This is a genomic window from Candidatus Methylomicrobium oryzae, assembly GCF_016745425.1.
GTDB lineage: Bacteria > Pseudomonadota > Gammaproteobacteria > Methylococcales > Methylomonadaceae > Methylomicrobium > Methylomicrobium oryzae.
In genome coordinates this window covers 260357-287140 of record NZ_JAERVK010000004.1, presented here as the reverse complement: position 1 = coordinate 287140, position 26784 = coordinate 260357, and the positions used below count along the sequence as shown (strand labels likewise).

The following is a 26784-nucleotide window of genomic DNA, read 5'->3' as shown; positions in this document are numbered from 1 at the left end:
TCCTCAGCCTGAATCCACGGGATTTTTCATCCGCGCCTTGACGGCCTGATCGAAAACCCCTTCGCGGCTTTCCAGCAGGGTAAAGTTTTCCTTGGCCCGGGTGATGCCGGTGTAGATCAGCTCGCGGGTCAGGACCGGGCTTTGGGCTTCGGGCAGGGCCAGGACCACGTGATTGAACTCGGAGCCTTGCGATTTGTGCACCGTGATCGCGAACGCGGTTTCCGCGTCGGGCAGGCGCAGCGGCGACAGCCAGCGGATTTTGGCTGCGGCCAGCGGGTCGTCGGTTGGAAAAGCCACCCGCAGCTTTCCGGTAGGATCGTAAAGCGCAATCCCGATATCGCCGTTCATCAGGCCCAGGTTGTAGTCGTTGCGGGTGATCATCACCGGCCGGCCTTCGTACCAGAGTCCCGGCGCCTGCTTCGGAAACAGCCAGTCTTCGATGCGCCGGTTCATTTCTTCCACGCCCCAGCGGCCCCGGCGCAACGCGCAGAGCACCTGGAAGGCGTCGAACGCGGACAGGACCCGTTCGGCCCAGGCGTCGTATGAAGCGGCGTCGTTGGCCGGGCGGTTCCGGATCGCGTCCAGGTAATAGCCGTAACCCTGGCGGGGATTCGGCTTGCTGTCGGCATTAGTGCCGGTATTGACCGCGACCAGTTTTTTCAGCAGCGCGTCGGCCGCATCGGGTTCCGGCCGGGCTCTGAGCCGCTGATAGTCGGTTTCCGGCTGCGGCAGCAGGTCCTTAAAAGTCGCCGTATCGTTCAGGATCGCCTGCGCCTGGATGCTGTCGCCCGCATTCACCGCGCGCGCCAGCCGGCCGATGCCGCTGTGTTCGCCGAAGCGGTGGCTGTGGCGCAGCATCACCGTTTGCTGGTTGATGTTCGTGCCCGGGGCTGTCGAAGGCGGGAGCCGTTCGCCGGAATATTTTTCGATCCAGGCGCGGGCGTCATTATCATAGGCTGCGTTTTCGGCGCCCCGGCACAAGTCGCCCATTACCGAGCCGGCTTCGACGGATGCCAACTGGTCCTTGTCGCCGAGCAGGATCAGCTGCGCGTTGTCCGGCAGCGCATCGAGCAAGGAGGCCATCATTTCCAGATCGATCATCGAGGCTTCGTCGACGATCACGATGTCCGCGGCAAGCCGAAGGTGCCGGTTATGTTTGAAGCGACGAGAATCGGGGCGGCTGCCCAGCAGGCGGTGCAGCGTGCCGGCCTTTTTGGGGATGCTTTCCTTGATGTTGTCATCAACATTGAGCTGCTCCAGCGCCTTGGCGATCGATTCGCTGACCCGGGCGGAGGCCTTACCGGTCGGCGCGGCCAAATGAATGATCGGTTTGCGCGCGCCGGGCGCTTCGATTTGCATGAGCTGGATCAGCAGCGCGAGCAGCTTGGTCAAGGTCGTGGTCTTGCCGGTGCCCGGGCCGCCGGTAATGATCGCGAAGCGCGAGCGCAGCGCCAGTACACAGGCGATTTTCTGCCAGTCCGGCTGCTCGGGACTGCCGGGAAACAGCGCGTCGATTCGGTTCCGCAAGGCTTCGGGCAGACCGGAACGGACCGTTTCCAGACGCTCCTGAATGCACCGGTCCAGCGTCCGTTGATATTGCCAGTAGCGGCGCAGATACAGGCGGCTGCCGTCCAATACCAGCGGCGTTTTGCCTTCTCCTGTCGAAACCAGCGAGGAGTTTCGGAGCTCGGATCGCCATTGCGCCAGGCCGAACGCTTCGAGCACCGAAAGCTCCGCCTGGGCGGGTTCAAAGCGGGAAGCCCAGTCTTCGTCGCTTGGAATCGCCAATGTCAGGCCGGGGCGTCGCGACAGGCTTTCCAGGTCCAGGTACACCTCGCCACGGTCCAGCTGATGGCTGGCCAGCGCGCCGGCCCAGAGCACCGCATCGCCCGCATGGGGCTCCAGTTCCCGCAGAAAACGCGCGAAGGCGCGGTTCAGCCGGCTCAGCCAGCCCGCTTCGACCCAGCGGTCGATGGTCGCCAGCACGGACGTTTCCCGGTTCATGCCGCGCCTCCGGTCGTAAAGAGCTCATCCAGTCCTTCGATCAACGCTTTGGGCGGCTTCACGAACATGCGTCCCCCGGTCGGGCTTTGGCAGCCGCGCAGGAACAGATAGAGGCTGCCGCCGATATGGGCGTCATAGTCGTAATTTTCTCCCAATCTGGCCTTCAGCAGGCGGTGCAGGGCCAGTAGATATAAGGCGGACTGCAGGTCGTAGCGCTTCGCGAGCATTGCCGCGCGCAATGCTTCCGGCGTATAGGCCGTATCGCCGCCGCCGAGACTGTTGAATTTGTAATCGGCCACGTAATAGCGTCCCTCATGGACAAAAACCAGATCGATGAAGCCTTTCAAGAGGCCGTTCACTTGCGCGGGCAACAGCGCCGGGCGGGGCAGGCCGGAAAAAGTGTGGCGGGTGACCAGGCGATCCAGCGCCTGCGTATCGACCTTATCCGCGCCGATCAGGAATTCCAGCTCGGGTTGGTAGGCGCCTTGAGCCAGCCTGCCCAGGCAGAGGTCCGCATTTTCCAGCAACGGCAAGGCCAGCCAGTCCGACAGGGCGGCAGCAACCAGCGCTTGTTTGCCGATCCAGTCCTTGGCTGCGAAACGCTCTTGTATCCATTCGTTCGCCAGATCCGGCTTGGCGCGGATTTCCCCAAAGCCGAACCGCGCGCAACGTTCGAGCAGGTCGTGGATCAGCACGCCGGGGGCGGCGCCGCGAGGCAGTCCGTGAATTCCGGTTGCGGCGACAGGTCCCGTATTCGGTTCCGCTTCGTCGCTGCGCTTGTCGTCCCGTGCCGTTTCCGGCTCGTTCGGGCCGTCGCCGGCTGGGGATGGTTCCGCCTGCGGTTTGTCTTCGATCGACAGCGCGCTGTAGCTGGCGATCCACCAGTCGGCCGGAATCCGCGTGTTGACCGTGCGTGCGGGATTGAACTGTCCGGCCTCGGCTTGAGGCGTGTACTGCGCATCGCTGACCGCCGGCAATGCAGCGATTTCGATTGCCGCGCAATCGCCTTTGAGTTCGGCGAGGCGTGTTCCCAGCTGTTCGGTCGGTGTATCGGTTTCCCAGTTCAGCAGCGAGCCGACTGCGGATTTTTCCAGCTGGCACTTTTCGCCGGTGTCCGATTTCACCGGCGCGATGCCCAGCCAGCAGGCATGGCACGCTCGGGTCATTGCCACATAGAGCAGGCGCAGATCCTCCTGAAGGCGTTCGGCGTCGTGTTTTCGCTTGTTTTCCTCGCTCTTGCCGAGGTCGATGATCAGCCGGCGATCGTCGTTCTGTTCGTCATGGTAGCGGTAATGCGAGTTTTTGCCGGTGACTTCTTTATAACTGCAGATGAAGGGCAGAAAAACCAGGGGATATTCGAGCCCCTTGGATTTGTGGATGGTGACAATTTTGATCAGGTCTGCGTCGCTTTCGAGCCGGATGATCTCATCGTCGCCCAGCCTACCGCTCCCGTTTGCGACCGATTCGGCCAGATAGCGGATCAACGCCTGTTCGCCTTCGAGCTGGCTGCCGGCCTGCTGCATGAGTTCGGCCAGATGCAGCAGGTTGGTCAGGCTGCGCTCGCCTTCGTTCTCGGTTTCCAGCCTGACCCGCGTGTACAGGGCGTAGTCGTCGATCAGCTGCCGCAAGGCCGGCAGGATGCCGCTTTGCCGCCAGCGCGCGTGATAGGCGAGAAAGCGGTCCAAATGCAGCTCCCACTCCGGTTCGTCCTGGGCCAGCCGATATAGCTTGCAGTGAGGCCAGCCGAAAGTGGCGGTGCCGAGCGCCGCGCGCACCTTGCGCTCGTTGCGCGGATCGGCCAGCGCTTTCAGCCAGATCAACAGGTCGGAGGCTTCGCGAGTCCTGAAAATCGAATTCTTTTCGGAAAGGTAGACACTACGCAGATTTCGCTTCGCCAGCGCCTTGCGCATCGCTTTGGCTTCGGTGCCGCTGCGGACCAGGATTGCGATGTTCGAAGGTTTCAAGGGCTGCAGGCCTTTATCCGATTGGAATCCGGCCTGTCCCGCGTTGGCGAGGTTCAGCAGCCTGACGATCTCGCCGGCGGCGGCTTCGGCCATTTTTTCGCGGTATTCCGGCATCCCTACCGATTTTCCATCGTTCCACAGCCAAAACGTGAGGGCAGGCGCGGCACGATGGTCGATCTGCCATTCCTCTTCGCGGCCTTTCGCGTCGACTTCGAGGAAGGGCAGGGGATTTTCCTGCTCGCGCTTGAAGCGAAAAACCCCGGTCGGATGCCGGCCGTCCGCATGCAGGAAGACCCGGTTGACGGCCTCTACCATCGCGGCCGTGGAGCGGTAATTGGTCGTCAGCGTATGGCGGCGTCCGGCCGTGTGTTTGTGGGCCTTCAGATAGGTGTAGATATCGGCGCCGCGAAACGAATAAATCGCCTGCTTGGGATCGCCGATCATGAAGCAGCCCGAGCCGTCTTCGACATTCGCCGGGTAGACGGTCGAAAAAATCCGGTACTGGATCGGATCGGTGTCCTGGAACTCGTCGATCAGCGCCACCGGATATTGCCGGCGAATCGTTTCCTTCAGCGGCTCTCCGCTGTGTCCGTGCAATGCATTATCGAGACGGCTCAGCATGTCGTCGAAGGTCATCCGGGCCATGCGCTGCTTTTCGCTGTCGTAGCGGTTTCGTACCCAGTGCAAGGCGTGCAGACAAATTTTGCCGTCGATGTCGATTTCTTTGCCGCAGTGGCTGACCAAGTCATTCACGGCTTCGAACGCTCGGTGATGCAGACGCGCCTTCTTATCGAGATGGGTCTTGACCAGTGCCGAGGATAACTTGTTGCAGCCGAATTTTTCCAGCTCACCGATCGCCGGATGACTGCGCCCGTTCGCCCACTCGGCCATCGCTTTCAGCTTATCGCCGAAGCCGGCTTTACGGTATTTGTTCCCGTTCAGCCAGCCGTTTTCCGATGCGTCGTTCAATAATTTTTCGATGATGTCCCGTCCATTGCTCCAGCAGGTGCGGGCCGATGTCTCCAACGCCTGGCGTTCGGTTTCCCATGCTTCCCATGACTGGAAAACCGAGTCAATGTCTTCATTGAAATCGAGGCCCAGCGCTTCCGTTTCCGGTAATAAGGGAGTAAGCAGCCCCGCGAGATCCATGGGCGATTTGATGAATCGGGTAACCGCGCGGGAGGCGGTATCCGTCAGGGGATAAAAAAAAGTTCGCCAATAATCCTTGACGACCTCATGCAGCAGTTCCGTATCGTCGGTATTCACTTCCTGGCGGAACAGGCCGCCGCTGTGGAACGCATGCTGCTGCAGCATTTTGTTGCACCAGCCGTGGATGGTATAAATTGCCGCTTCGTCCATCCAGTTGGCGGCCAGTTCGAGGTCGCGGGCGCGGGCCGGCCAGGCGGTTTCGGGAAAATCCGCGCGCACGGCTTTCAGGAATTCGTCCGCTTCGGAGGTCTGCTTGCGAAAATAGCGCGCCGCCTGGCTCAATCGGTCGCGGATGCGTTCCCGGAGTTCCTGGGTCGCCGCCTCGGTAAAGGTAACCACCAGGATGTCCGGGGGCAATAACGGGCGCGCCGGCGTCGAATTGTCCGGGGAATGGCCGAGGATCAGCCGCACGTACAGGGCCGCGATCGTATAGGTTTTGCCGGTTCCGGCGCTGGCTTCGATCAGGCGGACGCCGGACAAAGGGAAATCGAAGGGGTTTAACGGGATGGCCGCGGTCATGATTGCGCTTCCGCTGCGGATAAAGAATTCTGAATATGGTCATAAAAAGGACCGTACAGCGTTTCGGCCCAAGATTCGAAGCCAATGCAGGAGTCGGTTCGTTGCAGTTTCTCGAAGGTCGGGAAAAACCGTGCCAGATAGGGGTCGTAAGTGACTTCGCCGTCTTTCCAGTCGCTGCCGTCGTAGCAGGCTCGGGCCTCTTTGATTTTATTGTCCGGCTGGGCGCCGAGCCAGGCGAACGCGGTCTTGCAGGCGACCGGCAACGGATGGCTCAGTCCTTGGCACACCGCTTCGAGCAGGATTTGCAGATGGACGGAAGCCTTTTCCTTATCCATCGGCGGCATTTCGATCACGCCGTCCGCCGCGGCGACCAGGGTCCAAGTACCCAGGTCGTCCGCGCAGGCAGCCAGATGTCGCACCCAGTATTCCATCAGTTTGGGGTATTTGATCCCTTCTTTCGGCATCAACGGCTGCACGGTTAGATACACCTGGGCGAGCTTTTCATGATCGCGGTGTTGGCGCAAATGGCTGAGCTCGCCGGTCAATTCCATCGACGCCCCTTCGTTTAGCCGGAACTTCAGTGCCGTGGCATGCGCTTCCCGCGCGGTGGGCCAATCTAAAAGCAGCGCCTGATAATTCTTCCACGCTGTTTTTACCGGTTCGGTCAAGGTGGTATAGAAAGCTTTCGCGAAACCGCCGAGCGGCAGCTGGCCTTTTTGTGCCATGATGGCGCGTTGGTGGTCGAGAAACGCCTCGACATCGTCGGGGTTCGTGTCTTTCAATGCGCCAAGCAAATCATTGCCATACATATAAGTCTGTAGGCTGTCGAAATGAAAAGGTTCGTGGTCCTTGCTGGTGACCGTTTCGTCGTCGAAGCCGAATTTCAGCGCATATTTGCAGAAAGCCTTGACCGGCGCTTTCAAAAAATGCTCCAGAAATTCCAGCGGAACGGTCAGGAGTTTTTCCTCCGCCGGGACAGGGGCCGATGCGTCCGATTCGGGCAGGGACGTTTCCGAAAACCATTCCTTCGCATAGGTGAACAGTTCAGGCCCAGATTTTTGGGTTTTGGTTACATATTTGAGGCTGAACGGCTGCAGCGGATGGCAGACAGTGATCGCCTCCAGCAACGGGATGCCGTTCCGGAACGCCCAGCCCTGCGCCAGCACGTCGCGCAGTTGGCCGACCAGCAGCGACGGCGGACGCTTGCTGTCGTCGCGGATGCTGCGGCCGATCCAGCTGATATAGAGCTGTTCCCGCGCGGACAGCAAGGCTTCCAGGAACAGGTACTGGTCGTCCTGCCGGCGCGAGCGGTCGCCGGGGCGGTACTGGCCGCGCTGGCTCATCAGGTCGAAACCGTTCACCTGCCGGCTGCGCGGATAATCGCCGTCGTTCATGCCCAGCAGGCAAATCTGGCGAAACGGAATCGCCCGCATCGGCATCAGGGTGCAGAAGTTGACCTTGCCGCTTAAAAAGCGCTGGTGCAGCGACGGTTCGTCGACGCCGGCCAGCCAGGCTTCGCGTACCACCTGAATCGGCAGTTTGTCATCCGGGCCGAGCCCGGCCTGTTCGCAGTAGCGGCACCACTTTTCCAGGGTCTCGGCCAAGTTATCCAAGGTCTTGCGTTCCGCTTCGCTGCCGGCGGTAAAAAAAGCGTCGAGCAGGCTTTGCAGCGTCTGCCGCCAGTCGATAAAACTTTGCGGCTGTGCGAGCAGTCGGGCATGGTTTTCCAACGTTTCGAGCAGGAAGGCCAGGCCGCCGAGCCACTGCGCGTCGAGACCGCCGATTTCCTCGTAGGGCTCGATGTAGTCGAACGCTTCGCCGGCGCCGACCGCATAGCCCAGCAGCATCCGGCGCAGGCCGAACCGCCAGGTATTGGCTTCCAATTCCGGCATTCCGATGACCCGGGCGCGCTGTTCGGCGCTCAGCCCCCAGCGGATGCCGGCTTCCTCGATCCATTGGTGCAGTTTGGGGATCGCGTTTTCCTCGATTTCGAAGCGCGCCCTGAGCGCCCCGACTTCGAGCAGATCGAGGTATTCGCTGACCGTGAAGCGCGAATCGGGCAAGTCGAGCAGGGCTTCGACCGCTGTGAGCAAGGGATCGTTGCCGCGCTGCTCGCGGTCGGCCAGGCTGTAGGGGATATGCCGCGGATCGCCGGGCGGATGCAGGCCGAAGACGGCGCGGATATGCGGCGCATAAGCGTTGATGTCCGGCACCATCACGATGATGTCGCGCGGGGACAGCGGCTCCCCGTTTTTTTCTGCGGTTTCGAAACGCGCCAGCAACCGGTCGTGCAGAATTTCGACTTCGCGCTGCCGGCTGTGCGCCACATGAAAAACCATCGAGTCGTCGGCGCGCTTCAGCAAGGCCGGCGCTTTGGGCAACGGTTCCAGATCGAGGATCGATTGCTGGAGATGCTGCAACAAGGTGCGCCGGTCCGGGGACTCTCCGTAATCGGCGAAAAGATCGATTTTGTTGTCCGGCCAGTGCCAGCTCTGGTAACGTTGCTTCTCGTCGAAATGGTCCAGCAGGCGGATGTAGTCGCGGCCCTGCTTGCCCCAGGCCGCCAGCAGGGGCTGCGCGTCGAGGTGAAGATCGTCAGTATCCAGTAAAGAAGTCTGTTCGGGTTTTTTATAGGCTTGGCGGCGGCGTTCGGCCTTGAGCAGATCTTTGTCTTCGATGATGTCGGCCCAGTAGTGCCGGCAGGGATTGTGCACGAACAGCACGATCTGGCAGAATCTGCCCAGCTTTTCCAGGACTTCGAGCGACTGCTGAGGCAGGGAAGACAGGCCGAACAGGATGATTCGGCGCGGGATGCTCGGCGGCCGATCCGTCAGCGTGCCGATCCGGCTCATGAATTGGGTGTGTACGGCGGAACGGCTGGCGAACGGGCTGCTCGCCGCTTCGCCGCCTAGCTCGGCGAGTACCGCCTGCCACAAGCCGGTTTGCCAGCATTCCGCTTCCGGCATCGGCTGACTTTCGCCGTGCGCGTCGCGCAACACATTTTCACCCTTGGCCCAGTCGGTCAGCCAGTCGGACCGGTACACCTGATACTGATCGAACAGGTCGGCGAGCTGCTCGGCGAGCTGGTAGCGTTTCCGGCCGTCGTTGTCTTTGGCCAGAAAGGCTTTCAGCGTTTCGAAGCCGGGCCTGGAGACGAGCGTGGGCAAAAGACGATAAAGCCGCCAGGTCAGTGGCGCTTTCGCCAGCGGCTGCTCCAGCGGGATGCGCTCGCCCAATACCGCCCGGTAAACGCTCCAGATGAACAAGGAAGGCAGCTGCATCCGGATCGCCGCGGCAATGCCCAAGGCGGAGTTTTGCGCCAGACTTTGTTTCAGCCATTGCCCCATGCCGTTGCTTTGGACCAGGAAGACTTCGTATTCCAGAGGATTCAAGGGATGCTGACGCAGCCAATACGCCACGACGTCGCGGAGCTGTTCCAACTGATTGGAATGGATGACGGCAATGCCGCTGTCCAGCGAAGTACTAGAGCTTGATTCGGGCATGGGGTTGGGATTTTTTTATATCCGAACAGGGTGATCGGGTTTTGGGCGGCTGGCACGCCAAGATGGAGTCTGCAGGCCAAGTCTCGCTATATGATCGCACGAAACAGCCCCAAAAATCACAAGCGGAGCATCAACCTCAGAACGGATAGCTCTGCCGTATTGTCATCGAGTTAACGGCGTGGCCGGACTCGGGAAGAAAAGGCGGGCGTTACCGGGAGCTGGCCGAATTCGGATCGAAATAGACTGCGGTGTCGGATAAATGGTCGTGCCAGCTCCGCTTCTGCTTATCGAAAAGAATCCACCAGAAACCGATCCCGAAAATCAGCCAGGAAAAGAGGGCGGAGAAGAAGCGCAGGGCGGCCTGGCGCCAGTTGATGGGTTTTCCGCAGGCCGTCAGAACTTTGATTTTCCAGGCGCGCATGCCGAGAGTCTGGCCGCCGTGGGTCCAGAACCAGCCGAAAAACAGGAAACTGACGTCGATCAGATAAGCGGGATAGAAATATTGATCCGGCCGGAAGGCATGACCGGAATTGAAGGGCAATATCGCGGCGGTGGCTGCAAACAGCACGGCCGCAAGTAAAAGCGCATCGTAGACGATGGCCGCCAAACGGCGGAAGAGGCCGGGCGCCGAATTTGCACCCGGGGCATCGGAAGTTTTAGACGGCCGCCGCAATTATTTGAAAGGCGCCGTTTTTTGGCCGAGATACATGCTGCTGGCGGCAAGGGTGCCGAGCATGATCAATGAGAAGAAAAAGGGCGGACGAATAAAGATCAAAAGGAAAAAATCCGCTAGAAAGATGCTGCTTGCCAGCGGGTTGTCGATGAATCCGTCAATTATTTTTTTCATAGCAATCTTGTCAAGCTCAGGATGAATGTGTTCGGTGATTAAGTGGACATTATCCTGATTTCCGAGGCTTAACTCAACGCTATGCCGATCAGGATCGGGTTTGCTCGCTAACGCAAATCATTCTACTATATCCGAATGGATTGTAAAAGGATAGCGCCAGTTGGGTTATCAAGTGCGAAGTGGTATGATTTAGGCAGATAACAGATAAACCAGGGAATGTCGATTATTTTAAACTTCTTCAAAAAAATAGTTAAATCGGCCGGCGGCAAAGCCGCGGACGAAGCGCCGAAAGTTCGAATTTACCCACGTTCGGAACATACGATTTCACGGGCTCAGATCAGTGAGCATGCGCTGAAGGTTTTGTATCGCCTGCAAAAATCCGGATACGACGCCTATCTGGTTGGCGGTTGCGTACGCGATTTGCTGCTTGGGCGCGAGCCGAAGGATTTCGACGTCGTGACCAATGCGCATCCGGAGCAGATCAAGGGTGTATTCCGCAATTGCCGGCTGATCGGGCGGCGTTTTCGTCTGGCGCATGTGCATTTCGGGAATGAGGTGATCGAGGTCGCCACGTTTCGCGGCTTCGGCAACGAGCAGGACGACAATCAGGTGACCAACGATGAAGGACGCCTACTGCGCGATAACGTGTACGGCACGATCGAGCAGGACGTCTGGCGGCGCGATTTTACGGTCAATGCGCTGTACTACAATATCAAGGATTTTTCGGTGGTCGACTATACCGGCGGGATGGACGACCACAAGTCCGGTATGCTCAGACTGATCGGCGACCCTGAAACCCGGTTCCGCGAAGATCCGGTGCGGATGCTGCGCGCGGTCCGCTTTGCGGTCAAGCTGGGCTTCAACATCGACCCCGATTGCCAGAAGACCATTTACGGCTCCGCCGACCTGCTTTACAGCATTCCTTCCGCGCGTCTTTACGATGAAGTATTGAAGCTGTTCCTGTCGGGCTTTGCGTTGCAGACTTTCGAAATGCTGCGGCATTACGGCCTTTTTCAGGTATTGTTCCCGGACACCGAGAAAAGCCTTGCGGTCGAGGAAAACGGTTTTCCGAAACTTCTGTTGATCAAGGCGCTGCAAAATTCGGATAACCGGATCGCCGAAGGCAAAACGGTAACCCCCTATTTCCTGCTGGCGGCGTTCTTGTGGGAACCGCTCCGGATGTTGACCCGAATCAACCAAGAGCGCGGCATGGACGATTACAACGCTTTCCAGAGCGCCGCCGGCGAGATTCTGTCCCGCCAGGTCAGACGTACCGCGTTCCCGCGGCATATCAGCCTGGCGATGCGCGAGGTCTGGAGCCTGCAGCCGAAATTCGAGCAGCGGATAGGGCCCAGGCCGGCTCGCCTGCTGACCCATCCGCGTTTTCGCGCCGCTTACGATTTTCTGCTGCTTCGGGCGGAAACCGGCGATGCCGGTCCCGAATTGGCCGACTGGTGGAGTAAGTTTCAACAGGCCGATGAAGCGGCGCAAAAAAAGATGACGCAGCCGTCCAGAAATCTGAAAAACAGCCGGACCCGCCGCCGGAACGGAAAAAAGAAAAATGCAGGACCGACCGAAAACCCGCCGAGCTAAGGGCTAGATAGAACGAAGCGGGCTTTTCGGCTGAAGGCCTGCCAGGGTTTTAAGACTGGGCAGGTCGTGATTTCAAGAAGGTTATTCCTAATGAACAAACCAAATAACGGTACTGTCACTGCTTACATAGGGCTGGGCAGTAATCTGGCAGATCCCGTGGAACAGGTTCGCTCGGCGCGCGCCGAGTGCGCTGCGGTTCCGGGGGTGCGGGAGCTGGCATTTTCCAGTCTGTACCGCAGTCCGCCGATGGGGCCGCAGGATCAGCCCGATTATGTGAACGCGGTGATGGCGGTGTCGACCGATCTGGCCGCGCCGGCTTTGCTTCACCATTTGCAGCACATCGAGCAGGTGCACGGACGAGTCCGGGTCGGGGAGCGCTGGACCGCGCGCACGCTCGATCTGGATTTGCTGATTTATGGCGAACACCGGATCGAGACGGCCGAGTTGACCGTCCCTCACCCAGGCTTGAGCCTGCGCGCTTTTGTGTTGTATCCGCTGTTCGAAATCGCGCCGGAACTGGTAGCCCCCGGGCTGGGGCGGATTGCCGACCTTATCGTAAACTGCCCGCGCGGCGGGCTTGAAAGGATTAATTAAAATGAATCGGAAGCCCTTATCCATTCACGACTTGGCGGCGATGAAGCGGCAAGGCGAGAAAATCGCCTGCCTGACTGCTTACGACGCCAGCTTCAGCGCTTTGATCGATCAGGCCGGCATCGATGTGATGCTGGTCGGCGACTCGCTGGGCATGGTGATTCAGGGGCAGGCCTCGACGCTCCAGGTCTCGCTGGACGATATGATCTACCATACCCGTTGGGTAGCGGCCGCGCGCCGGCGAGCGTTCGTGATTGCGGATATGCCGTTTTTAACTTATCCCGATCCCCTCGGCGCAGCCATGAATGCGGCCAAACTGATGCAGGCGGGCGCGCAGATGGTCAAGCTGGAAGGTGCGCGCTTCGAAGCGGTCCGTTTTCTGGTCGATCAAGGCATCCCGGTCTGCGGCCATCTGGGGCTGTTGCCGCAGTCGATCAACCGCCTCGGCGGCTACAAGGTGCAGGGCGTCGACCAGACCGAAGCGGACAAAATCCTTGCCGATGCGCTGCAGCTGGAAGCGGCCGGCGCGGCTTTGCTGGTGCTGGAATGCGTGCCTGCGAAGCTGGCCGCCGCTATCAGCGCGCGTCTGTCCATTCCGGTAATCGGAATCGGCGCAGGCATCGATTGCGACGGTCAGGTGCTGGTGCTTTACGACATGCTGGACATCGGCATCGGCAAGCGTCCGCGTTTTTCGATGAATTTCATGCAACCGCCGGTTGCGATCGCCGAAGCGTTCGGCAATTACCGGTCTGCCGTTAAAGAATTGCGTTTTCCTACACCGGCCCACAGTTTTTAATCATGCAAATCGTCAAAACCATCGCAGAACTGCGCGCGATTCTCGGCAACCGGCGGCGTGCCGGCGAGCGGATCGCGTTCGTGCCGACGATGGGCAATCTGCATGCGGGACATATCCGTCTGGTAGAGACGGCGCGGCGGCAGGCCGAGTGTGTCGTGGTCAGCATTTTCGTGAATCCGACCCAGTTCGGCCCCGGCGAAGATTTCGAGACCTATCCGCGCACCGAAGCCGAAGACCGGGAAAAATTGCTGGCGGCCGGCGCCGACCTGCTGTTCCTGCCCGAAATCCGGGACATGTACGATCCCGGCGCGAAAACGGTGGTCAGCGTGAAGGGATTATCCGATCTGCATTGCGGCGCGTTTCGGCCGGGCCATTTCGACGGGGTCGCGACCGTGGTCGCGAAATTGTTCAATATTGTGCAACCCGATAGCGCTTTTTTCGGTCTTAAGGACTATCAACAATTCGCGATCATCCGTACGATGGTGCGCGATTTGAATATTCCGGTGGCGTTGGTGCCGGTCGAAACGGTCCGGGAGCCGAGCGGGTTGGCGATGAGTTCCCGGAACGGCTATCTGACCGAACCCGAAAAAGTCAATGCAGCCAAGCTTTATCGGGCTTTGTGCGAGGCCAAGGAAACGGTATTGTTATCGGGCGGCCGGGAGGCTTATGCGGATATCGAGCGGCAGGCACAGTCTTTTCTTGCGGAGGCGGGCTTTAAGACCGATTATTTTTCGATCTGCCGAAGTTCGGATTTGGCCGCAGCGACGCCCGAAGACCGGGAGATCGTAATCCTGGCCGCGGTGAGGCTCGGAAAAACGCGGTTGATTGATAATATTGCTTTTTCCAAGTAAAGTAATAGCGAAACGGAGGTTGCCGACTTTAGGCGGAGCCGCGGATCTTTAATATTATTGCGCAAAGCCGCCTTTTCTCGGCGTTTTCAAAGCGAATTCCTTGTTCTTCGTATATTGCCGGATCTACAGGAATGAGCGATAATTGAAGGTTTCTTAAAGCACTTTATATCGGGTTATTATGCAAACTACGATGCTGAAAGCGAAGCTTCACCGGGCGACCGTTACACGATCGGAGCTCGGTTACGAAGGCTCATGCGCAATCGACTCCGACTTTCTCGATTTGGCAGGGATCAGGGAGTACGAACAGATCCAGATATACAATGTCAACAACGGCGAGCGTTTCACGACTTATGCGATCCGTGCGGAAGCCGGGTCTAAAGTGATCTCGGTCAACGGCGCGGCGGCGCGCCTTGCCTGTGCGGGCGATTTGGTGATTATCTGCGCCTATGCGATCTACGATCAGAAAGAGCTGGCGAACTACAAGCCCGCTCTGATCTATTTCAACGAAAAGAACGAGGTGGTGCGTACTGCGTCGTCGATTCCGGTGCAAGTCCAGGCGGCTTGACCGACAACCTTTATTCCTGGAAGCGGCTTTAACTCGGATTGACAAAGACCATTCCGGTTAGAGGCGCTTTTTTGCATTCTGGATTCTAACGGCTGAAGGGTTTCTTTATCTTCCGATAGAGTAAGATCAGGTATTTCGAGCACCATAATCCTCCCGCCTGCCAGGTCTTATAAATCCGGCAGTTCTCTCTCCCATTATCCTCTATTGCCCGCTGGACCTACGGCCAATGACCGTCGCCGCCGTGTTCAACGGGGGGCAAGCACACCGCCGGGCGGCCTTTAGGATGTGGCTAAAAATAACCTCCCGGCGTGTCGCTCGACCGATTCCGTCACGGCACGTGTCATGAGACACCTGATATGGAGACAGTAGAGCGTTCTTTAAACACAACCTTCAGTTGTCAGGGTACGCTGTGCGTATCATTGGGTGGTGAACAGGTACGCACAGCGTACCCTAGGGCGGTTTGTACCCTTTGGGGGATAACCCAAGCCGGCAACGGAGTATCACGAGAAGCGCTCGGCGAGGGAACGTTATTACCGATCAAATCCTTAACCCTTTACAGGCGTTCGGAAGGAATAAGAAGGCCTTTTCTTCTTCTCCGCAAAAGTAGCGGGCGGGGAACTCCGCCGGTTGCCTCAAAGTCCCATTCCACTAAGATAAACTGTCACGGAGCGAGCGCCATGAAAGCCTTATGGAATAACACAGTCATTGCCGACAGCGATGAGGTGATCGAGATTGAGGGAAATTGTTATTTTCCGCCGGCTTCGGTGCATACCGAATTTCTGCGCGAAAGCGCCACCCATACCGTCTGCCCGTGGAAGGGCCAAGCGAGCTACTGCGACATCGTGGTGAACGGTGCCACAAGCCCGGATGCCGCCTGGTATTATCCTGAACCGAAAGAGAAAGCTTCGTACATAAAAAACTATATCGCTTTCTGGAAGGGCGTCGAGATCGCCGAATGAAAGTGCATTGCGGAAGAGGGAATCAAACCGCAGACTCTTCGTTTCGTTAAGGAGCCGCGTTATGGGCGAAAATTCCGAAAGCGTGTCCGGCCAGCTGGAAGCTTATCGCCGAGTGCGCCGTCAAAGCGAGATGCTGTGCAAACCGCTCGCGGTGGAAGATTATGTCGTACAGACGATGCCTGACGTCAGCCCTCCGAAATGGCATCTTGCGCATGCCAGCTGGTTTTTCGAGACTTTCATTCTGGTGCCGTACGTTGTCGGCTACCGGCCGTTCGACGCCCGTTTCCACCCGCTTTTCAATTCGTACTATCAAGGCGTCGGAACACCGTTTCCGAGAGATCGGCGCGGACTTTTGTCACGTCCTTCCGTCGTCGACATTTATCGGTACAGGCGCCATGTCGATGAGGCGATGACCGAATTGATGGAGCGGCAGGATGATCGTGATGAAAGCCGGCACATCCGCCTGCTGATCGAGCTGGGCCTGCACCATGAACAGCAACATCAGGAACTCTTGCTGACCGACATCAAGCATATTCTGGGAAACAATCCGCTTGTGCCGGTCTATACCGAAGGCCGCTTTTCCGGGGAGGATACGGTGCCCGTGCCGCTGCGATGGATCAAAGTGCAGGGCGGCGAGATCGCCGTGGGGCACGACGGCAACGGGTTTTGTTTCGACAATGAACTGCCGCGCCATCGGGTACGGATGAATGAGTTTCTGCTGGCCAACCGTTTGGTAACCAATGCCGAATACCTCGAATTCATCGACGACGGCGGCTACGCCAATCCCTTGTTGTGGCTGGCCGACGGCTGGACCGCAGTGCAGCGGGAAGGCTGGCAAGCCCCTTTATACTGGCGAAAAATGGACGGCGCCTGGCAGTATTTCACACTGGCGGGGGAAGAGCCGCTGACGGTTGAAGAGCCGGTCTGCCATGTCAGCTATTTCGAGGCGGACGCTTTTGCGACCTGGGCCGGCAAGCGTCTGCCTTCCGAAGAAGAATGGGAACATGCGGCAGGGACGGTAGGATTGAGGCCCGGAAATTACCTGGAGTCCGGCCGGTTCCGTCCGCAGGCCCCTGGAACAGGGGAGGGGCTCTTGCAGCTGGGCGGCGACGTGTGGGAATGGACACAAAGCGCCTACCGGCCGTATCCCGGTTTCCGGCCTTGGGCAAGTGCGGTCGGCGAGTACAACGGCAAATTCATGTGCAGTCAGATGGTGCTGCGCGGCGGCTCTTGCGCCACGCCCGAAAGCCATATCCGTAAAAGTTACCGCAATTTTTTTTATCCGCATAACCGCTGGCAGTTTATGGGGATTCGCCTGGCTCAGGATGCATGACGATGGTCGGCCTGCATTTTTACGATTTTCATCCGCCCTTGAGCGATTTTCAGGCGGAAATCCTGGCAGGCCTGAGCGGCCGGCAGAAAACGATTGCTCCGAAATTTTTTTACGATGCTCAAGGTTCGCAGCTATTCGATCGGATTTGCGAACTGCCCGAATATTATCTGACGCGGACCGAAACCGGCCTGCTCGAACGGTATGGAGATCAGATAGCCGACGCGGTCGGGCCGGATGCGGTCCTCTTCGAACTCGGCAGCGGCAGCAGCCGTAAAATCCGGTTATTGCTCGATGCGTTGCGGCCCGCTTCTTACGTGCCGATCGATATTTCGAAGCATCATTTGCGCGTTGCGGCCAATGCCCTTTCCTCGGATTATCCGTGGCTGGAAATTCATGCCGTTTGCGCCGATTATGCAGGTGCCTTGCATTTGCCTTCTGGCCTGGAAGGGCAGCGGCGCATCGTATTTTTCCCGGGCTCCAGCATCGGCAATTTAACGCCCGAGGAGGCGGCCGCGCTGTTGAAGCGGATTGCCCGGCTTGTCGGCGACGGGGGCGGTTTGCTGATCGGCGTCGATCTGGTCAAGGATATCGATGTGCTGGAAGCCGCCTATAATGACCGGCAGAAAGTGACCGAAGCGTTCAATAAAAATTTGCTGGTGCGGATCAATCGTGAATTGGCTGCCGATTTCCGGATCGATCGTTTCGACCATCTCGCCTTTTATAATCCGGAACTCGACCGTATCGAAATGCACCTGGCGAGTCCTGAAGCGCAGTCGGTCCGGGTAGCGGATCGAGCGATCCGTATGGCGGCAGGAGAAACGATCCATACCGAAAATTCCCATAAATACAGCATCGCAAGCTTCCACCGCCTGGCTCTGCGGGCGGGATTCCGTCCAGGCAAAGTCTGGATCGATCCCGAAGGCTTATTCAGCATCCATTATTTGAGCGCCTAGCGTTTCCGTTTCCGGCATGCCTTGCCTGCGGCGATTTTAAAACAAGGCGCCTTTATCCTCTTCCGCTTCGCTCAGCATCATATTGTCGCCGGCCATGCCGCTGATGCCTGCCGTGCCGAGCTTGATCATCAGGCGGACTTCGTTTCTTGAATCGGCCGAGTTCAAAGCATCTTCGTAGCTGATTTTGCCTGCGATATACAGATCGTATAAGGCTTGGTCGAAGGTCTGCATACCCTGTTCGCGCGACTGCTTCATCAGTTCCTTCAATTTGTGCACTTCGCCCTTGCGGATGTAATCCTTCGCCAGCGGCGTGTTGATCAGGATTTCGACTGCCGGATAGCGGCCTTTACCGTCCGCGCGCTTGATCAACTGCTGCGCGACGATCCCGCGCAGGTTCAGCGACAGATCCATGAACAACTGCGGATGCATGTCCTCGGGGAAAAAATGCAGAATCCGGTCGATCGCCTGGTTCGCGTTGTTCGCATGCAGGGTCGACAAGCAGAGATGGCCGGTTTCGGCGAATGTGATCGCATTCTGCATCGTTTCGCGGGTCCGGATTTCGCCGATCAGGATTACGTCGGGCGCCTGCCGCAGTGTATTCTTCAAGGCGACTTCGTACGATTCGGTATCGACGCCGACCTCGCGTTGGGTCACGATGCAGCCCAAATGCGAATGCATAAACTCCATCGGGTCTTCGATAGTGATGATGTGGCCGCTGGAGTTCTGATTGCGGTGCTTGATCAGCGCGGCCAGCGAAGTCGATTTACCGGTGCCGGTCCCGCCGACGAAGATCACCAGCCCGCGTTTTTCCATGATCAGATCTTTCAGGATCAGCGGAAGGTGCAGTTCTTCGGCCGTGGGAATCACGGTTTCGATCCGGCGCAGGACCATCCCGGCGGCGTCGCGCTGCATGAAGGCGCTGACCCGGAAGCGGCCCAGATCGGGAACGCTGATTGCGAACTGGCATTCCTTGGTATGGTCGAATTCGTCCTTTTGCCGCTGGTTCATGATGCTCAGCACGATCTTCATCGACTGGTCGGGCATCAGCGGTGTTTTGGAGACTTCCACCATCGAGCCGTCGACCTTGATCGTCGGCGCGCGGCCTGCGGTGATGAACAGGTCGGACGCTTTTTTTTGCACCATCAGTGCAAGCAATGCTTTAAAATCCATGAGTTTTTCTTCCGTCGCGGTTGTAGCCGATTGAAAATGAGTTTATCGCTCTTGCCTAGCGGAACATGTCTTTGTTGACCGCCCGGGTCATCGCGGTTTTCGAGGTGATCAGCCCCTTGTCGACCAGTTCCTTCAGATTCTGGTCGAGCGTCTGCATGCCGTCCTTGCGGCCGGTCTGGATCGCCGAATACATCTGCGCGACTTTTGCCTCGCGGATCAGGTTGCGGATTGCGGGAGTGCCGACCATGATCTCGTGCGCCGCGATCCGGCCGCCGCCGACCTTTTTCAGCAGCGTCTGCGAAATGACCGCCTGCAGCGATTCGGACAGCATGGCCCGGATCATGTCTTTTTCCGCGGCCGGAAACACGTCGATGATCCGGTCGATCGTTTTCGCGGCGGAAGTGGTATGCAGCGTGCCGAATACCAAGTGGCCCGTTTCGGCCGCGGTTAGCGCAAGCCGGATCGTTTCCAGGTCGCGCATTTCGCCGACCAGGATGATGTCCGGATCTTCCCGCAGCGCCGAGCGCAACGCCTCGTTGAAACCATGCGTATCGCGGTGCACCTCGCGCTGGTTGATCAGGCATTTCTGACTTTCGTGCACGAATTCGATCGGGTCTTCGACGGTCAGGATATGGGCGTAGTCGTTTGTGTTGATATGGTTGATCATCGCCGCCAGCGTGGTCGATTTGCCGGAGCCGGTAGGGCCGGTAACCAGGATCAGGCCGCGCGGTTTGCGGGTGACTTCTTCAAAAAATTTCGGTGCCTTCAAGTCTTCGAGACTTAAAACTTTGGAAGGAATTGTCCGAAATACGCCGGCCGCGCCGCGTTCCTGGTTGAACGCATTGACCCGGAACCGCGCTACGCCGGGCAGCGCGAACGAGAAGTCGGTTTCGAGAAATTCCTCGTAATCACGGCGCTGTTTGTCGTTCATGATGTCGTACATCAGCGCGTGCACCTGTTTGTGGTCGAGAGCAGGGACATTGATTCGGCGTATGTCTCCGTCGACCCGGATCATTGGCGGCAGTCCTGCCGATAAATGTAAATCCGATGCATTGTTTTTAACCGAAAAAGCGAGCAGCTCGGCAATATCCATACTTTCCTCTGAGTTCAAGCGGGTAAAATTGGTTGACCTGTCCCTAAAAGTAGTTCAACTCTTTGTTTTTTTAAAGGCGTGGTGTTTAATAGCCGGCTCTCCATGTTTTACTTCGACATCAAAACATCATGATCAGCCGGAATCTGAACCTCGTCCGCCAGCAAATTCGGGAATACTGCCGCATCGCCAAGCGCCCGGAAGATTCGGTGCTGCTGCTCGCGGTCAGCAAAACCAAGCCTGCCGAGGATATTGCCGAAGCCTACCTGGCGGGGCAGCGCCATTTCGGCGAAAGCTACTGCCAGGAGGCAGTAAAAAAGCAGGCCGAGCTTGGCGCCTACGACATCACCTGGCATTTCATCGGACCGATCCAGTCGAACAAGACCAAACTTTTGGCCGCGCATTTCGATTGGGTGCACAGCGTCGATTCGTTCAAAAATGCCAAACGGCTGAACGACCAACGGCCGGCGAACTTACCTCCGTTGAATGTGTGCTTACAGGTGAATATCAGCGGCGAAGCATCCAAATCGGGCGTCGAACTCGAAGAACTGACGGCGCTGTGCGAACAGATAGCGAGTATGCCGCGTTTGAGGCTGCGCGGGGTGATGGCGATTCCGGCGCCCGAAAGCGATTTCGAACGGCAACGCATGCCTTACCGGACGTTGAGTGAAGCGGTAAAACGGCTGGAGCGAGCGGATCTCGATACGTTTTCTTTCGGAATGTCGGACGATCTAAAGGCCGCGATTCTGGAAGGCGCGACGATCGTCAGGATCGGGACGGCGCTGTTCGGGGCGCGGGAAGCGCGTTCCGCCTGATTTCAGGCTCAGGCGGCCTGCGCGTCGAGCACGCCGATAATTTCTTCGCAGGCGATCGTTTTTTTGCCGGTGTTCAAAATGAAATCGGCCAGCGCAATAATGGCCTGCCAGTGCGAGCGCTGGTTGATGAAATGATGGGCGGCCAGGAACAGTTCGCCAAGCTTTTGTTCTTTTTCCCGGGGTTCCAGGGGAAGGCAGTCTATGTATTCCTTCGCCAGCGCGACATCCGCCGCGCCGCCGTAAAAATGCAGCGCGTCGAGATTCACCAGGCGCGGATTGAAGATTTCGCCGTCGCATAACGCCACGTATTTGGCTTCGGCGAGCGGGCCGGCCAGAAAATTGACGATATCGGCCTCGAACGCGGCCCGGTAGGCGTTCCGTTCGGAAGGCGGCAGGCGCCGTGCGGCTTCCGCCAGCGAGGAAGGCAGCGTATGAATCAGTCGGCCGCCCTCGACCTTCGCGAAACAAGCCATTGTATCGGGAGCGGAATGGTGCGTCCGGCAGGGCCATTGTCCCTCGTGCACCACGTCTTTGATGATGATTTGGAAAAAAACCGGCGGCAGTTGCTTTTGTTTGTTGCCCAGATAAATCGCGGCAGCGTGTCCCGCTTCGTGAATTGCGGTTTGTTTTCTCAGCATCTCGGGATGCGTCGGAATCTTGTTTGTCTTAAGCGTGTCGTAGCGTTTCATGTCGGCTCCTTTCAAAAAAAGGGCGGACCGGAAACCGGTCCGCGCCGAGTGAGGAAGGATGATAGCTTATGCTGTCTTACAGGCCTCGCAAAAGCTGGAGAAGAGTGTATCGGCATGGTATGTGTTAGGAAATGCGGCGAATTGACGCGCGGCAAAATGTCGCGGTTTTTGGCATTATTTTTGCTAAAGTTAGGAGTTTGTCTAGCAAAAATATACCCTTATCAAAGGGTTATATTGCGCTGGTCGGGGGAATTTGGGTGATTTGACCGACCCGGTGAGGCATATGACATAGTTCCTGCGTTTACCATCGGGGATAAGCGGCACGCAGGTCTTCGCCGGGACGCCATGAAGTTTTCGGCGCTCCGCAACGGCTGCGGAGGCCGTTTGTCGGCAGAGCGGCGGTTTACCCCGGAAACAGCACCTGATGGCGGCGCATCAGGCTGGCGATGTCTTTCCTATAGATGGTTTGGACGGGCAGGCAGAGATCGGCCGGTTTCAGGCCGCGCTCTTCGAGCGATTCGAGTTCCGCATAGACGAGCTTTACATCATAAATTTCGAGCGCCCGATAGATCGAGGCGGTATCTTTCATTCCAAAATCGGCCGGCTGCTGGCCGTGTTTCAACTGGAAGACCGCGTCGTCGAGCAGCAGGAGCGAAGTCGGCTGGTCGAAGGCGGCGGTTGTCAGGATGATATCGAGCATTTCCTGAACGAAGGCGCCGCTGTGCGGCGGCCTGCGGAGAACGAATAAAAATTGCTTCATAGCGGATCAGCCGAACACCAGGAAACGGTCCGCGTGCCGGATCGCCTCGACCAGTTGCCCGAGGCCTGCAATCCGGAAACCCGGCGCCAGGTCGTCATCGCGCTTGCCTTGCCGCCCGGCTTCGTCGAGGCACAGGAGTCCGCGCTTTTGCGCCGCCGAGATGCACAGCACCAGATCGATCCCGTGGCGGTCGGCCAGCGCGCTCCAGCGGGCAGAGTAGTCGAATTCGTCGTCGGGCGGCGTTGCATACCGCAAGCCGTGATAGATGCCGTCATGGTAAAAAAACACCCGCGCCACCTCGTGTCCCATCGCGAGCGCGGTTTCGGCAAATCGGTAAGCGGTATGGCCGGCGTTCGAGGCATAAGGGCCGGCGTTGACTTGGATCGCGAATTTCATCGGTTTGGTCGGTTTTTTCCTTGTAGATTAACATAATCCGGCAGGAGTCAGCATTAAGCGCAAACTTATCGGTCCTTTTTATTGTCAGAGGTTGCGCTGTCCTATCGTAGGGTACGCTGTGCGTACCTTATTCTAAATTTTGAGTATTCGGAAAAACCGGAAAATTTAAGATAACGGTACGCGCAGCTTACCCTACGTTTATTTTCCCGGTACGGCCCTTTACAATAACTGTCTTTTTAAAGTTTTTCGTCATTCCATGACTCCCAAAAAACGCTATATCGTAATACTGCTCGCCGCGCTGGCGGCGGGTTTTGCCTGGTGGCTGCTGCCGTCGGGCCTGGAAAGAGGCGGCGCCCTGGCGCCCTCGACCGTTTATACCCGCTCGGCGGAAGCGGGAGGCACCGAAAACCCGTGCCCTGACGAGCATCCCGAATGGCGCAAGGCGCAGACGATCGACGGCGTGAGCATCGACGAAGCACTGTCCTGCGATCCGGATAACCCTTATGACATTGCGGCGGCGGTCAAGGGCACCAATAACGTGTCGATGGCGACCCTGATGCAGACCCGGCTCGCCCAGGACGCGGTCGTCAAAAGCGACGACCTCGATCACGACGGCGACCCGGACGTGATCCGGATCAAGCTCGAAGTGGTCGAGCTGAACGGCGCAAGTCCCGACGGCGAGTTTCTGATCAATACGTTCGACATCGCGCCGGGCCTCAAGCCGGGACTCTGGGTGTTCGCGCCCAAATCCCAGGGGATGGCGTTGAAAAACTTCTTTACGATGCAGGCGAACCCGCTGCTGCGCGCGCCGTCGCCGACGATCCGCGTCGAGCAGGGCGATAAGGTATTCGTCACGCTCGAAAACATCCATTACCTGCCGCATACGATCCATCTGCACGGCGTCGACCATCCGTTCATGACCGCCGCCGGCGAGGACAACGACGGGATGGAAGAGCATGCGGTATTTCCGGGGGCGAGCCATACCTACGAAATGCAGCCGCGGCATCCCGGCACGATGCTGTATCACTGCCATGTACAGACCGCGCAGCACATGATGATGGGGCTCGGCGGCATCTTCGTGGTCGAAGAAAACAAGCCGAACAACTGGGTGCAGACTTTCAATATCGGTTCCGGCCAGGTGCGGCATCCGTCGGTGCAGGTGAAGGAAAACTACAACCGCGAGTTCGACCTGCTGTACCAGTCGCTCGACAAAAAGCTGTCTTCGGTGATCCAGGAGGCGAACGACGTCCGCCTGATCGCGAAACGGATGAGCCGCGAGTACAACATCACCGAGTCGCATGAAAATTATTTCCTGTTGAACGGGCATTCCTTTCCTTATACGGTGCGCGACGGCTTGATCGCGACCGGCGAAAACGAGAAGGTCAAACTGCGGATCGCGAATGCGCAGCGTTCGCCGATGGCGCTGCACATTCACGGCCACAAGGTCACGGTCACCGCGACCGACGGCGCCGAGCGGCCCGAGGCGGCGCGCGAGACGCGCGACGTGCTGGACATCGCGCCCGCGCAACGGCTCGACGTCGATCTCAAAACGGTCAACGACGGCCTGCACAGTTACGGGCCGGGCGTGTGGATGTTCCACGACCATGCCTCGAACGGCGAAACGACCGACGGCATGGAGCCGGGAGGCAATATCTCGCTGCTCGGTTACCGGGCTTTTCTGGACGAGAAAGGCATGCCGAACATGCACGCCGAAATGCTCGATGTCGCGTTCGACAAAAATTATTATGCGAAAAAACAGCCGCCCTGGGCGGAAGGCGATTTTACCGCGATGCTCGGCGAACCCGGATTGATCGAGCCGAACGTGTTGAAGTTGGTTGCCTTCGGCCTGACGGGCGGCGCCGCGCTCGGGTTTGCCGTCTATCTGATTTTTACCGGCTACAGGAACCGTAAATCATGAAAATCGTGAAAAAAACAACGCTTGCCGCCGGTTTGTGGCTGCTCGGCGTTTTAGGATTACCTGCAAATGCCGAAATGATGCATCACCACGGCGGCATGATGATGGATGAAACCGGGATGATCATGAATGCGAATCCGGACCGGCTGCCGCGCGATTGCCCGCAGATTTCCGAAACGGTCGAACTGACGATCCGCGCCGGCCACGAACACGCGAAAAAATTTCCGGGCCGGATGTTCGCCTACGATCAGCAGGAATGGAACGTCAAACCCTGCGCGAAGATCAACATCACCTTTATCAACGACGACCATGTCCGGCATCAGATGATGATCCACGGCCTGCCGGGTTACCTCTATCCCGAAGGGATGCTGCACCTGGAACTGTTCGGGCATGGGCAGTTGAAGGCTTCGATGATCGTGCCGAGCCGGAAGAAGACTTACCTGGTGCACTGCGAGCTGCCGCAGCACCAGGAAAAAGGCATGAAGGCGCAATTGAAGGTCGACGGGGGCGACGGCGATTTGCCGAGTATTCCCGGGTTGACCGAGCCGGTCAAGGCCGATTTGTACCCGGTCAACTGGACCCGCCAGCATATCGGCATGGTGTTGTTCAGCATCCTGATCGGCACGCTCGCACCGCTGTTATTGCGATTGCGCATCGGCAAGAAATGAGGCGGAAATAACAGACATGGCTACCCGCACATGAGTCAATCTTGAAGCGCTCTCATTGGCAAGGAGGATGATCATTCGACTTGATAAACTTCCGTAGCCGAGGCGAGTGCCCCGGTGCCTTACGCCCGCCGCAGCCTCAATTCCGCTGCCGAATTGAGGCTGTTTTTATATCGGGTAAATTTTCATGCGAACGGCGAGGGAAGTATTAGCGGCACAGTTCGCGGATGCGTTATTTTTGGTATCTTTTTGGGTGTATTTGTATTATTATTTGTACGGTTTTTTCGTGCAGAAAACCGTATGAACAATAAAATCCGTAGAGGCCGGCAAATCCGGATGGTATGTGCGCCTGACCAAAGCAGGTGGTTTATCATAGAAGCCGGCCCTCAAGAAGGTGAGGAGGGAACAATGGGCAGATTCGGTTTTAGAAAAAACAGCGGCCGGCAAAACGGAGCGCCCGCTTCCGGACAGCAATTCCGGCCTTTGATGCAGGAAGTCGAAAGCGAACGTTCACCTGTGCCGAACATTCTGAGAAAAGTCGCATTTTTCCGTGAAAGTCCGCCATCGAAAGCGGCTTTGCACGAGAGCAAAGGCCGTACCGAATCCGAAGCCGGCCGCCAGCAATCAAAAATATTACCGGGGTGCGAGACGGAGCATCAGCTCCAGGAAAAATGGCAGACGCAGGACCGGGCCAACAATTTTTACAACAAGCAGGTTCTGGATTTTCTGGCTCCGAAAATGCAGGAGTTCATCAGGCGCCAGGAGTTCCTGTTCATTGCCTCGGCCGACCGCAGCGGCGAATGCGACTGCACCTCCAAATTCGGCAAGCCCGGCTTTATCCGGGTGTTGAGCGACAAATACCTGATTTACCCCGAATACCGGGGCAATGGTGTGTTCGCAAACACCGGCAATATGCTCGAAAATCCGCATATCGCCTTGCTGATGATCGACTTCACCCGCGATACCGTAGGGCTTCACGTCAACGGCAAAGTCAGGGTGATTGCCAGCGAGGAACTGCTCGAATACCGCGACAATCTGCCGGCAGACGTGCTCGAAGAAATGCGGCAGGAAGGCAAGAAATGCCCGGAACGCTGGATCATGGTGGAAGTGGAGGAGGCCTATATTCAGTGTTCCAAACATATTCCGCTGATGAAAAAGCTGGATAAGAAGATCGATTGGGGCACCGATAATGTCGCGGCTAAAGGCGGCGACTATTTCGAAGTGATGAATATTCCGCTTTATCGCCGCATCGGGGGCGATGAAACGATAGAAAGGTGCACCGATATCTTTTACAAGAAAGTGCTGCAGGACGAGACGGTGAAGCGCTTCTTTGAAGGCGTCGATATGGAAAGCCAGCGCCTGAAACAAAAATCTTTCCTGACCATGGCTTTCGGCGGTCCTTACCGGTATGACGCGCAGGACTTGCGGGAGGCCCACAAACAGCTGGTCGAAAAGCACGGCCTGTCGGACCGGCATTTCGACCGGGTTTGCGAAATCTTTAAAGAAACGGCGGCCGAGCTGCATATTCCGTCCGACCAGATCGAAGAGATGATGACGGTTCTCGAAAGCACCCGTGACGCGGTTTTGAACCGTTAGC

Annotated in this window: 22 protein-coding genes; 13 read left to right on the top strand and 9 right to left on the bottom strand. The window is 57.8% G+C overall.

Annotated features, from left to right (window positions below):
• Positions 1-3 precede the first annotated feature (3 nt).
• From recD to JJL52_RS06355, 4 genes are all read right to left on the bottom strand, one after another.
• The gene (gene recD / locus JJL52_RS06370) at positions 4-2004 is read right to left on the bottom strand and encodes an exodeoxyribonuclease V subunit alpha (protein ID WP_202051563.1); all 2001 of its coding nucleotides are present in this window, start codon (positions 2002-2004) and stop codon (positions 4-6) included.
• Positions 2001-5696: an exodeoxyribonuclease V subunit beta gene (gene recB / locus JJL52_RS06365; RefSeq protein WP_202051562.1), complete on the bottom strand. Its 3696-nt coding sequence runs from the start codon at positions 5694-5696 to the stop codon at positions 2001-2003. The genes recD and recB overlap by 4 nt, the downstream gene beginning before the upstream one ends.
• A complete protein-coding gene (gene recC, locus JJL52_RS06360; RefSeq protein ID WP_202051561.1) occupies positions 5693-9199 on the bottom strand; it encodes an exodeoxyribonuclease V subunit gamma in 3507 nt (1168 codons plus the stop codon). The genes recB and recC overlap by 4 nt, the downstream gene beginning before the upstream one ends.
• A 208-nt stretch (positions 9200-9407) precedes the next feature.
• Positions 9408-9806: an RDD family protein gene (locus tag JJL52_RS06355; protein WP_436231508.1), complete on the bottom strand. Its 399-nt coding sequence runs from the start codon at positions 9804-9806 to the stop codon at positions 9408-9410.
• Here JJL52_RS06355 and JJL52_RS06350 point away from each other — a divergent pair.
• From JJL52_RS06350 to egtD, 9 genes are all read left to right on the top strand, one after another.
• Entirely contained in the window at positions 9796-10071 is a 276-nt protein-coding gene (locus JJL52_RS06350; protein ID WP_202051621.1) for a hypothetical protein, read from the top strand. The genes JJL52_RS06355 and JJL52_RS06350 overlap by 11 nt on opposite strands.
• 191 nt (positions 10072-10262) lie before the next feature.
• Positions 10263-11639, top strand: coding sequence for a polynucleotide adenylyltransferase PcnB (pcnB, locus tag JJL52_RS06345; RefSeq protein ID WP_202051559.1), 1377 nt, complete (start codon positions 10263-10265; stop codon positions 11637-11639).
• Between the two features lie 90 nt (positions 11640-11729).
• Complete coding sequence (gene folK / locus JJL52_RS06340) at positions 11730-12233, top strand: 2-amino-4-hydroxy-6-hydroxymethyldihydropteridine diphosphokinase (RefSeq protein ID WP_202051558.1); 504 nt, start codon at positions 11730-11732, stop codon at positions 12231-12233.
• Position 12234: 1 nt separating this feature from the next.
• Entirely contained in the window at positions 12235-13026 is a 792-nt protein-coding gene (panB, locus tag JJL52_RS06335; protein ID WP_202051557.1) for a 3-methyl-2-oxobutanoate hydroxymethyltransferase, read from the top strand.
• A 2-nt stretch (positions 13027-13028) separates the two neighbouring features.
• A complete protein-coding gene (gene panC / locus JJL52_RS06330) occupies positions 13029-13877 on the top strand; it encodes a pantoate--beta-alanine ligase (RefSeq protein WP_202051556.1) in 849 nt (282 codons plus the stop codon).
• Between the two features lie 178 nt (positions 13878-14055).
• A complete protein-coding gene (panD, locus tag JJL52_RS06325) occupies positions 14056-14442 on the top strand; it encodes an aspartate 1-decarboxylase (RefSeq protein ID WP_202051555.1) in 387 nt (128 codons plus the stop codon).
• 677 nt (positions 14443-15119) lie between these two features.
• Complete coding sequence (locus JJL52_RS06320) at positions 15120-15401, top strand: DUF427 domain-containing protein (protein ID WP_202051554.1); 282 nt, start codon at positions 15120-15122, stop codon at positions 15399-15401.
• Between the two features lie 61 nt (positions 15402-15462).
• A complete protein-coding gene (gene egtB, locus JJL52_RS06315; protein ID WP_202051553.1) occupies positions 15463-16734 on the top strand; it encodes an ergothioneine biosynthesis protein EgtB in 1272 nt (423 codons plus the stop codon).
• Positions 16731-17687, top strand: coding sequence for an L-histidine N(alpha)-methyltransferase (gene egtD / locus JJL52_RS06310; RefSeq protein WP_236994080.1), 957 nt, complete (start codon positions 16731-16733; stop codon positions 17685-17687). Before egtB ends, egtD begins: the two co-directional genes overlap by 4 nt.
• Before the next feature lie 36 nt (positions 17688-17723).
• On the opposite strand, the gene JJL52_RS06305 is transcribed toward egtD, so the two are convergent.
• The gene (locus JJL52_RS06305) at positions 17724-18857 is read right to left on the bottom strand and encodes a PilT/PilU family type 4a pilus ATPase (protein ID WP_202051552.1); all 1134 of its coding nucleotides are present in this window, start codon (positions 18855-18857) and stop codon (positions 17724-17726) included.
• Between the two features lie 55 nt (positions 18858-18912).
• Entirely contained in the window at positions 18913-19950 is a 1038-nt protein-coding gene (locus tag JJL52_RS06300; protein ID WP_202051551.1) for a type IV pilus twitching motility protein PilT, read from the bottom strand.
• A gap of 128 nt (positions 19951-20078) precedes the next feature.
• On the opposite strand from JJL52_RS06300, the gene JJL52_RS06295 reads away from it, so the two are divergent.
• Positions 20079-20762 (top strand): YggS family pyridoxal phosphate-dependent enzyme, encoded by a 684-nt coding sequence (locus JJL52_RS06295; protein ID WP_202051550.1) that lies wholly within the window; start codon positions 20079-20081, stop codon positions 20760-20762.
• An 8-nt stretch (positions 20763-20770) separates the two neighbouring features.
• On the opposite strand, the gene JJL52_RS06290 is transcribed toward JJL52_RS06295, so the two are convergent.
• The 3 genes from JJL52_RS06290 to tusD form a co-directional block, all read right to left on the bottom strand.
• Positions 20771-21451, bottom strand: a complete 681-nt coding sequence (locus tag JJL52_RS06290; protein ID WP_202051549.1) for a hypothetical protein — start codon at positions 21449-21451, stop codon at positions 20771-20773.
• 403 nt (positions 21452-21854) lie between these two features.
• A complete protein-coding gene (gene tusC, locus JJL52_RS06285) occupies positions 21855-22211 on the bottom strand; it encodes a sulfurtransferase complex subunit TusC (protein ID WP_202051548.1) in 357 nt (118 codons plus the stop codon).
• Positions 22212-22217: 6 nt separating this feature from the next.
• On the bottom strand, positions 22218-22607 hold the full coding sequence (gene tusD, locus JJL52_RS06280; protein WP_202051547.1) for a sulfurtransferase complex subunit TusD: 390 nt from the start codon (positions 22605-22607) through the stop codon (positions 22218-22220).
• Positions 22608-22863: 256 nt separating this feature from the next.
• Here tusD and JJL52_RS06275 point away from each other — a divergent pair, with 256 nt between their 5' ends.
• From JJL52_RS06275 to JJL52_RS06265, 3 genes are all read left to right on the top strand, one after another.
• Complete coding sequence (locus tag JJL52_RS06275) at positions 22864-24525, top strand: multicopper oxidase domain-containing protein (protein ID WP_202051546.1); 1662 nt, start codon at positions 22864-22866, stop codon at positions 24523-24525.
• Positions 24522-25190: a copper oxidase gene (locus tag JJL52_RS06270; protein WP_202051545.1), complete on the top strand. Its 669-nt coding sequence runs from the start codon at positions 24522-24524 to the stop codon at positions 25188-25190. Before JJL52_RS06275 ends, JJL52_RS06270 begins: the two co-directional genes overlap by 4 nt.
• Positions 25191-25595: 405 nt before the next feature.
• Entirely contained in the window at positions 25596-26783 is a 1188-nt protein-coding gene (locus JJL52_RS06265; RefSeq protein WP_236994079.1) for a globin domain-containing protein, read from the top strand.
• The last annotated feature ends 1 nt before the right edge of the window (position 26784 follow it).

Bases quoted from the DNA above. Each gene is read 5' to 3' on its own strand.
- recD (WP_202051563.1), bottom strand. From the start codon at position 2,004: ATGAACCGGGAAACGTCCGTGCTGGCGACCATCGACCGCTGGGTCGAA.
- recB (WP_202051562.1), bottom strand. From the start codon at position 5,696: ATGACCGCGGCCATCCCGTTAAACCCCTTCGATTTCCCTTTGTCCGGC.
- recC (WP_202051561.1), bottom strand. From the start codon at position 9,199: ATGCCCGAATCAAGCTCTAGTACTTCGCTGGACAGCGGCATTGCCGTC.
- JJL52_RS06350 (WP_202051621.1), top strand. From the start codon at position 9,796: ATGGCCGCCAAACGGCGGAAGAGGCCGGGCGCCGAATTTGCACCCGGG.
- pcnB (WP_202051559.1), top strand. From the start codon at position 10,263: ATGTCGATTATTTTAAACTTCTTCAAAAAAATAGTTAAATCGGCCGGC.
- folK (WP_202051558.1), top strand. From the start codon at position 11,730: ATGAACAAACCAAATAACGGTACTGTCACTGCTTACATAGGGCTGGGC.
- panB (WP_202051557.1), top strand. From the start codon at position 12,235: ATGAATCGGAAGCCCTTATCCATTCACGACTTGGCGGCGATGAAGCGG.
- panC (WP_202051556.1), top strand. From the start codon at position 13,029: ATGCAAATCGTCAAAACCATCGCAGAACTGCGCGCGATTCTCGGCAAC.
- panD (WP_202051555.1), top strand. From the start codon at position 14,056: ATGCAAACTACGATGCTGAAAGCGAAGCTTCACCGGGCGACCGTTACA.
- JJL52_RS06320 (WP_202051554.1), top strand. From the start codon at position 15,120: ATGAAAGCCTTATGGAATAACACAGTCATTGCCGACAGCGATGAGGTG.
- egtB (WP_202051553.1), top strand. From the start codon at position 15,463: ATGGGCGAAAATTCCGAAAGCGTGTCCGGCCAGCTGGAAGCTTATCGC.
- egtD (WP_236994080.1), top strand. From the start codon at position 16,731: ATGACGATGGTCGGCCTGCATTTTTACGATTTTCATCCGCCCTTGAGC.
- JJL52_RS06305 (WP_202051552.1), bottom strand. From the start codon at position 18,857: ATGGATTTTAAAGCATTGCTTGCACTGATGGTGCAAAAAAAAGCGTCC.
- JJL52_RS06300 (WP_202051551.1), bottom strand. From the start codon at position 19,950: ATGGATATTGCCGAGCTGCTCGCTTTTTCGGTTAAAAACAATGCATCG.
- JJL52_RS06295 (WP_202051550.1), top strand. From the start codon at position 20,079: ATGATCAGCCGGAATCTGAACCTCGTCCGCCAGCAAATTCGGGAATAC.
- JJL52_RS06290 (WP_202051549.1), bottom strand. From the start codon at position 21,451: ATGAAACGCTACGACACGCTTAAGACAAACAAGATTCCGACGCATCCC.
- tusC (WP_202051548.1), bottom strand. From the start codon at position 22,211: ATGAAGCAATTTTTATTCGTTCTCCGCAGGCCGCCGCACAGCGGCGCC.
- tusD (WP_202051547.1), bottom strand. From the start codon at position 22,607: ATGAAATTCGCGATCCAAGTCAACGCCGGCCCTTATGCCTCGAACGCC.
- JJL52_RS06275 (WP_202051546.1), top strand. From the start codon at position 22,864: ATGACTCCCAAAAAACGCTATATCGTAATACTGCTCGCCGCGCTGGCG.
- JJL52_RS06270 (WP_202051545.1), top strand. From the start codon at position 24,522: ATGAAAATCGTGAAAAAAACAACGCTTGCCGCCGGTTTGTGGCTGCTC.
- JJL52_RS06265 (WP_236994079.1), top strand. From the start codon at position 25,596: ATGGGCAGATTCGGTTTTAGAAAAAACAGCGGCCGGCAAAACGGAGCG.